The sequence below is a fragment of the Deltaproteobacteria bacterium genome (assembly GCA_016874735.1).
GTDB lineage: Bacteria > Bdellovibrionota_B > Oligoflexia > Oligoflexales > CAIYRB01 > CAIYRB01.
The window spans coordinates 1-7,037 of sequence record VGTI01000104.1 but is presented as its reverse complement, the minus strand read 5'-3'; the positions used below and the strand labels follow the sequence as shown (position 1 = coordinate 7,037).

Below are 7,037 nucleotides of genomic sequence, written 5' to 3'. Positions count from 1 at the left end.
ACAAACATGCCAAACAGAGGGCTCTTCTTCAACTAAAACAGGCGGTTAGCATAATATTATGCGCCGCCTGTAATCGTTTCAGCGAATTTACTGGGGTTGCCCCTCAATTGTTAAGGATCCCTGAGATTTTGGGGACTTGGACTATCTTTTCTTCAGGTGCTCGTTAAGGTGCCCATTCAGAAGCGAAAAATGGTCGGCTGACATCGGTTGGTGCGACGTGCGTGGGCGAGACGCCAGATATAGCTTAATAAAATTATATAGTTATTTTTCGAGGCTTCGCTGCATCCAAAATTACTCTATCTGTATGTATACTAGTAGTATACATACATTTGGTAAAATTTCACGGCAGCAACCAGAGGGGTTGGGTATGACTGTCAAAGCCTTTCGATTTGATGCTCTGGTCGATGAGCCGGATTTTTGCAATTACCACGATGAGCGCCAAAGACTGCTTCAGAGCATAGCAAAAGGCAGAAAAGTTTTACTTTTTGGTCGTCGCAATTTTGGCAAAACTTCACTAGTTCGCAATGTCGTTGCCAACAAATGGATGGCTACGCAGAAAAAGGGAGCTTTCTTACTTTATGTTGATTTTTACGGTGTGCGGACAATGTCCGGACTGGTGTCGCGGTTGAGCGCTGCCTTTGCCGATTCATTTCAGCGTGCTTTTTCTGCTAAATCCTTATTTCAAACCATGCTTGATAGTATCAAGCGTCTGCGCCCTAGGGTTGAGATGGAGCCAAACGGCCAGCTTTCTTTGACGCTCGGCTTAGGTGAATCTGCCGGACGCAATTTGACCTCGATATTTCAGGAGCTTGGTGCACTGCACAAACGGGGAGTACCTCTGCTCGTCGTGCTGGATGAATTCCAGGACGTTCACTACATAGATGAGGCAGAAGGACTCATACGCGGAGTACTCGAATCCCATTTAGGCAATGTCGCCACCGTCATTTTGGGTTCAAAAAAGCATTTACTGTCTCAAATGTTCACGGTGCCGCATGCACCGTTCGCAAACTGGGGTGAGCACCTAGAAATGTCCTACATTCCTTACGAGGAATACACATCTTACGCCAATGAACGTCTAGCACACGCAAATCTGAGGTTGGACGACGCATCTTCGCGATACCTACAAGACTTAGTCGGACGTGTCCCCGAAGCGATGAATCGGCTAGCAGACTCCCTTATTGCCCTGGACTATGCGACCAAGGAAAATGTCACCATCCAGAAAGTCGATGAAGCACTGCGCACACTGATTAGTCGACGCAGTAGTGCTATCGAGGAGTATCTCAGTCACTTTACTGGAGCGGAGGAGCAATTCCTCATCACCCTAGCTTTTGCCGGTGGCAGTGCCACGCAGCTCACAGGCAAGGATTTCATTGCAAAATCTGGCCTCTCAATCGCTGGCTTGCGCAAGGTAGCTCACAAGCTCGAGGACCATGCGGTGATTTACCGCGAGGGAAAAATGTACACTTTCGCTGATCCACTGATTATGCACCATATCTTGAAGTACCGAGCGTAGGCGAGCAGTAAAAGCGAATCAGCCACCAACCCAGACGCGGTACTGTAGGCCACCGTTTGGCCATTCTCCACCAGCGTCGGTCATACTGGTGGCACCAGAGCCACAATGAGCCTTGATTTGAACCGTGTGATTTCCACTTGTAGCGAGGACGCCAGAGTACATGGTGTGGACCTGGCTGCGCCATGAGTTTGTGTATACACCACCACTGTCGACCTGTACTCCGTCAAGATAGAGATCGTTGTAATGGTGACCTGTGGCATTCAAGCGTCCATTATGTACCGTCATAATATCGAATGCTTGCCCAGCGTTCCCGGTGAAAGTCATTGCCGTTAAAGGTTTGAAAGTTGAATCGCAAACGATGGATCCAGTGGTGATTGACGTGCGCGTTAACTTGGGTAAGTTGCTTGCTATGACTGTGCCGTTGACGTGTAGCGTGGCAGTTGGATTTGTCGTGCCGATGCCGACGTTGCCGGCGCTGGATACGAAGACACGTGCCGCCGAAGCTGTCTGATCGAAAATAAAGAAATCGTTGGTCCCGTTATTGTTGACGTCGCGCCCGATAGAAAAACCACTCGTATTGGAATTCGTACGGAACTGTACGGCTGTTTGTTGAGTTGCGCCGCTTGTCGGCTGCAGAGTAAGCGCGGCATTCGCTCCGTTAACGTGAAGGACAGTAGCCGGAGACGTAGTCCCAATCCCGACGTTGCCATTCCCCAAAAGGCTCATTACCGCCACATCTGGAACCAAGCCCCAAGTGTTGCCAGCAACAGGAGCGCCGCTTACCATCAGGTCCATTCGACCGCGGCCCGCTATACCGGTTTCAAAGCTGCCAACAGCAATTCCAGCTGAATTTGAGTTTTTAACTGTTGGGATACCGGGTACAACCCAGGATTGCATTGGGTTTGCAAAGACCGTCGTACTATTTGTAGTGCCAGAAACGGTAAGCAGGTTGTTGGGTGCAGTCGTCCCTATCCCTAAGTTGCCGCCGGATGGTTGCAAAGCAAGTGCCTGACTGCCCAATGTCGAGCTATATGCCCCCATACGGACATAGCCAGGCGTACCGGTTACTGGTTGAATGTATAGATATTCGCTCAAAGTCGCATCACTTGAGAAATAACTCTCACTGCTACTTACACTCCTAAAGCTCCCCGCTACGTCCAGGCGATAACTTGGCGCCGTTGTCCCTATGCCGACATTGCCGGACTCGCGCTTAATCGTCATCGGATTTGCAAGAAAGGCGCCCGCATCGGTGTAAGTCCAGATCTGAAAATCAGACCCGGAGTTGTTCCCGGACTCGGTTCCTGCGAAGCCTAAAGCAACGCGAGAAACGCCACCAGTCAACATGCCAAAGTGCCACATTCCGCCAGGCGCTGTGCCGTTGTTCGAATTAAAAATGCTAGCACGGACTTGACCGTTAACGTCTAAGCTGTAGCCAGGGTTAGCCGTCCCAATCCCTACGTTGCCACTGCGATCAATGCGCATCCTTTCTAAGTAGGTGTTTCCTGTATTCCAGTCGAGACTTGTATAAAAGCGCATATCTGCATTGTTGGCTGCACCCCCGAAATTTATGTGACTCTCGATACCGGCTTGGGGTGATTGGCCGAAGTTTAAAAACTTAACACCACCAATAAGGCTGTCCACGCTGGACACGGCTGCCGAAGTGCCGACAATTGCTGTGTTGCTCCCGCCGGCAATCTGAAGACTTGCGCTCGGCGCCGTCGTTCCAATCCCGACGTTGCCATTTCCCAAAATAGTCATTTTCGTGGTGGGCACAGAATCAGCTGTCCCAGTTGCACCTGGACCGGCTGTTTGAAAATTAATGGAGGAAGTACCAGTGCCCGTGGCAAGACCAGAGGCAAGCGTAAGGTTGCCGCCGTTATAGTTAGTGCCGCCAGAAATTGCACCACCAGCCTGTACGGTTAATGCACCGCCAGTGGTACCCGCACCGGTGTTACGATCTACCTGAATGACCCGACTCAGCGTTCCGCCTAAACTTAAATCGGCGGTCGGCGAAGACGTTCCAATGCCAACACTACCGCTAGCCACGTAATTGTTACTGCCAGAGGTGTTCCATGATCCACCTGGCCACGAGCTTATGCAGTTAGCCCCGCTTAAACAGATGGAGCCCGCGACGTCAAGTTTTCCGGCAGGCGTTGTCGTTCCAATACCCAAGTTGCCTTGAACAATGAGGCCGTTGGTCGGTGCAGACTGTGATCCCGAATACGATGCTCCAACGGCTAATGCGCCTTCTACATCTAATTTGTTTTTTGGCGTGTATGTACCCATGCCAATGTTGTTATCGTTTATTGTGATACCAGAGCCAAAAGAATTACCATTAAACAAAGATATTAAAGTTGCGCTTGTTTCCGATCGAAAGATCAAGTCACCTGCGTTTATGGCTCCATATTGGCCGGTTGCACGAGCATTTGCGATAGTTGCATATGTTGTAGAGTCCAGATTCCATTTAATTGCAGGATTTATTGCAGCTGTCGTGCCAGATAGTACAAAAGACGCAGCATTAGGTCCCGCAATATCCAGCCCACCTTGTGGCGATGTAGTCCCAATCCCAACATTCCCACTACTCCGGTAAACATCAGCCCCTGACGCCGTCCAAATCCCACCTGCTGGAGCAGAACTCACCCAAGTCGTACCGTTAGACGTCAGTACGTTGCCGTTAGTTCCCGGTGCTACAGTCAGCGGAGCACTGGTACCGTTACCGAGCAGCACATTATTAGCAGCCAAAGTTGTGGCACCGGTACCGCCGTTGGCTACGCCGAGTGTTCCTGATGTAATGAGTGCAGCGCTAATAGCTGGAATGTCGCTTGCCGCTAAAGCAGCCCACGCCGGTGCAGTAGCAGCGCCACTGGCACCTGTGCTGGTTAGAAATTGTTTGGCTGATGTCGTATTACCGCCAAGGCGCGTACCGATACCAGAGGCTCCGCCATACAAGAGGTCACCAATAGTCGTAAGTGGCGAAAGCGCATTGAAAGCATTAGCAGCGGTCGTAGCCCCTGTACCGCCATTAGCGATGGGCAGCGTACCCGTGACTTCTGTTGACAGCGCCACACTGCTACCGCTTGCGGCTGCAGTGAGTCTACCTTGTGCGTCGACAGTGATATTGGCCCTGGTGTATGCGCCGGGGGTAACTGCAGTGTTGGCGAGCCCTAATGACCCAGATGACGTAATGGGCCCACCGGTGAGTCCTGTGCCAGCACTGACTGAGGTCACACTACCTGTTGGCCACGAGCTGATACAGTTGGCACCGCTGAGACAGATGGAGCCAGCGACGTCGAGTTTACCGGCAGGGTTTGTCGTCCCCACCCCCACGTTACCGCTCGTGATCAGATTGCCACTCGTATTGACTCCCGTAGATCCACCTATAATCCCCGAGGTGATGGCATTGCCAGAAACCTTACCTGCAGTCGTAATCGGTGCGAGTTTAGTGTCAGCAATCGCCGCCGTCGTAGCGATATCATCGTCGGTGATCGAGGCATCAGTGATCGTGCCACCGCTGCCGCCAGACACGGCGCTGGCGGTCGCTAGGGAGCCTAGCCCCAAGGTCGTGCGCTGCGCCGCTGCATCGGTGTCGTCAAGTAGCGCTTTACCTGCTGATGTCAGCGTATAGGTGGACCACGTATCTGTGGCCGTGCGTTCGACCCCACCCGTGGTCGCAAGATTCTCGACAGCTGCGATATCGTTAGCGAGTAAAGCTGCAGACACCCAGCCTAGATTACCCGCACCGTCGGTCTTCAGCACTTGTCCTGCTGAGCCGTCCGTAGCAGGGAGCACCCATATCTTATTAGCCCCGATGGCATCAGGCGCTTTGAATCCCACATAATTCGTGCCGCCGGCAGCGAGTTCCGTAAGGCGCACCTCGCCCGTATTACCCGCTGCTGTGCCGTAGGGTTTAGCTTCGTAGCCTGCCTGGGCATCGCTCGAGAGGCTCGTAAATGCACCGGTGTTGGGTGTCGTCGCACCAAGTGCACCAGGAGCAGCCCAATTAGTTGCGGGTAATGCCGTGCTCTGCCAGGTCGTTCCGTCCGAGGTGAGGACGTTACCACTAGAGCCCGGAGCTACCGTTTGCATGGCGGAGGTGCCATTACCTAGGATCACATGGTTTGCCGCAAGGGAGGTGGCGCCAGTACCGCCGTTAGCCACGTTTAGAGTACCCGCAGTGATGAGTGCTGCGCTATGTGGTGGCAGATCAGACGCCGCTAAACTATTGCCAGCTGTCACACGACCGTACGTATCCGTAGTCACTTTGGCGTAAGTGCCAGCTGTCCCCGCGGTAGCTAAACTCACCGTGGCCGTACCGGATGCAGTGGCTACAGCTACCCCAGCACCCTGAGCGACGCTGCTCACTTTGCCGTTAAATGCAGCGTATTCCGTATGGGATATCAAACCTGCCGTTACATTTACGGCAGACGCCAGCGGGATATTAAGCGTGTGGGTATCACTCGCTGATGACCACGCAGGTGCTGTACCCGAAGTACCGGGAGGACCTAGGGTCTGCGTATTACCTGTCTGACCGTTAAACGAGTTTAGACCTGAGCCCGACACTCCCAGTGCCACGGCACTGGAGCCGTCCCAATACTTGATCTGATTCGTGGTGGCGTTAAACCAGGTCTTGCCCTTATCTGCACCTGTAAGACCCGTAGGATCCGATGCATAAACACCAAGACCAAGCATCTTCGATGCCGCCAGCTGCACGTTACCGGTGTTGCTGATGTTAAATGCACCGGCGTCCAGGGCTCCAGCGAGGGTGTCTCCACCTTTATTTAGAGGGGTGTAGCCCAAAGACTGCGTGATATCGCCCGCGGGAATCGCTCCGACTGTGACTACACCACCGTTAGTTGTTTGCTTCAGATACTGTCCCGCACCACCAGTGGCGCTCAGATCGGCACCCGTGCCACCACGCGCGACGGGTAGCGTCCCCGCATTTATTTTCGCTGCACTTAGCGGCGGGATGTCAGCTGCGTCTAGAGTACTACCCAAAGTAACGCGGCCCTTGGCATCGTACGTAACTTTAGTCGCAGTCCCTGGTAGCGAAATACTGGCAAGGCTGGCCGTGGCTAACCCAGAACTAAATCCCGACGTCGAGAGGTCTCCCGTGAGAGCCGTGAGATAATTACCCGCAACTTGTTTTTGGCTAAAAGCAGTCCAGTCGGACGAGCTGAGATAACCGGTCGTGCTGCCGTTGGCTTGCGGCGCATTAGTACTCACCCAAGTGGTGCCATTGGAAGTGAGGATATTACCGCTGGCACCTGGGGCCAAAGTCTGGACCGGACTGACGCCGTTACCAAGCAAAAGACTACTGGCTGCGAGAGTAGTCACACCGCTACCGCCTTTACTCACAGATAACGTACCTGCCACCTCTGACGCGAGATCAATCGGAGCCCCACTACTCGCACTCGTAATCCGTCCTGCGCTGTCCACCACCACCGTAGCCCGTGCATACGTACCAGCACTCACTCCCGTGGGTGCAAGACTAATCGTGCCCGCAGTAGTAATCGTGCCGCCATTC

Annotated in this window: 1 protein-coding gene; it reads left to right on the top strand. The window is 53.2% G+C overall.

Annotated elements, in window-relative coordinates; genetic code table 11:
• Positions 1-367: 367 nt before the first annotated feature.
• On the top strand, positions 368-1,513 hold the full coding sequence (locus FJ146_18800) for an ATP-binding protein (protein MBM4254021.1): 1,146 nt from the start codon (positions 368-370) through the stop codon (positions 1,511-1,513).
• The last annotated feature ends 5,524 nt before the right edge of the window (positions 1,514-7,037 follow it).

Coding starts and splice junctions, on each gene's coding strand:
- FJ146_18800 (MBM4254021.1), top strand. CDS start 368: ATGACTGTCAAAGCCTTTCGATTTGATGCTCTGGTCGATGAGCCGGAT.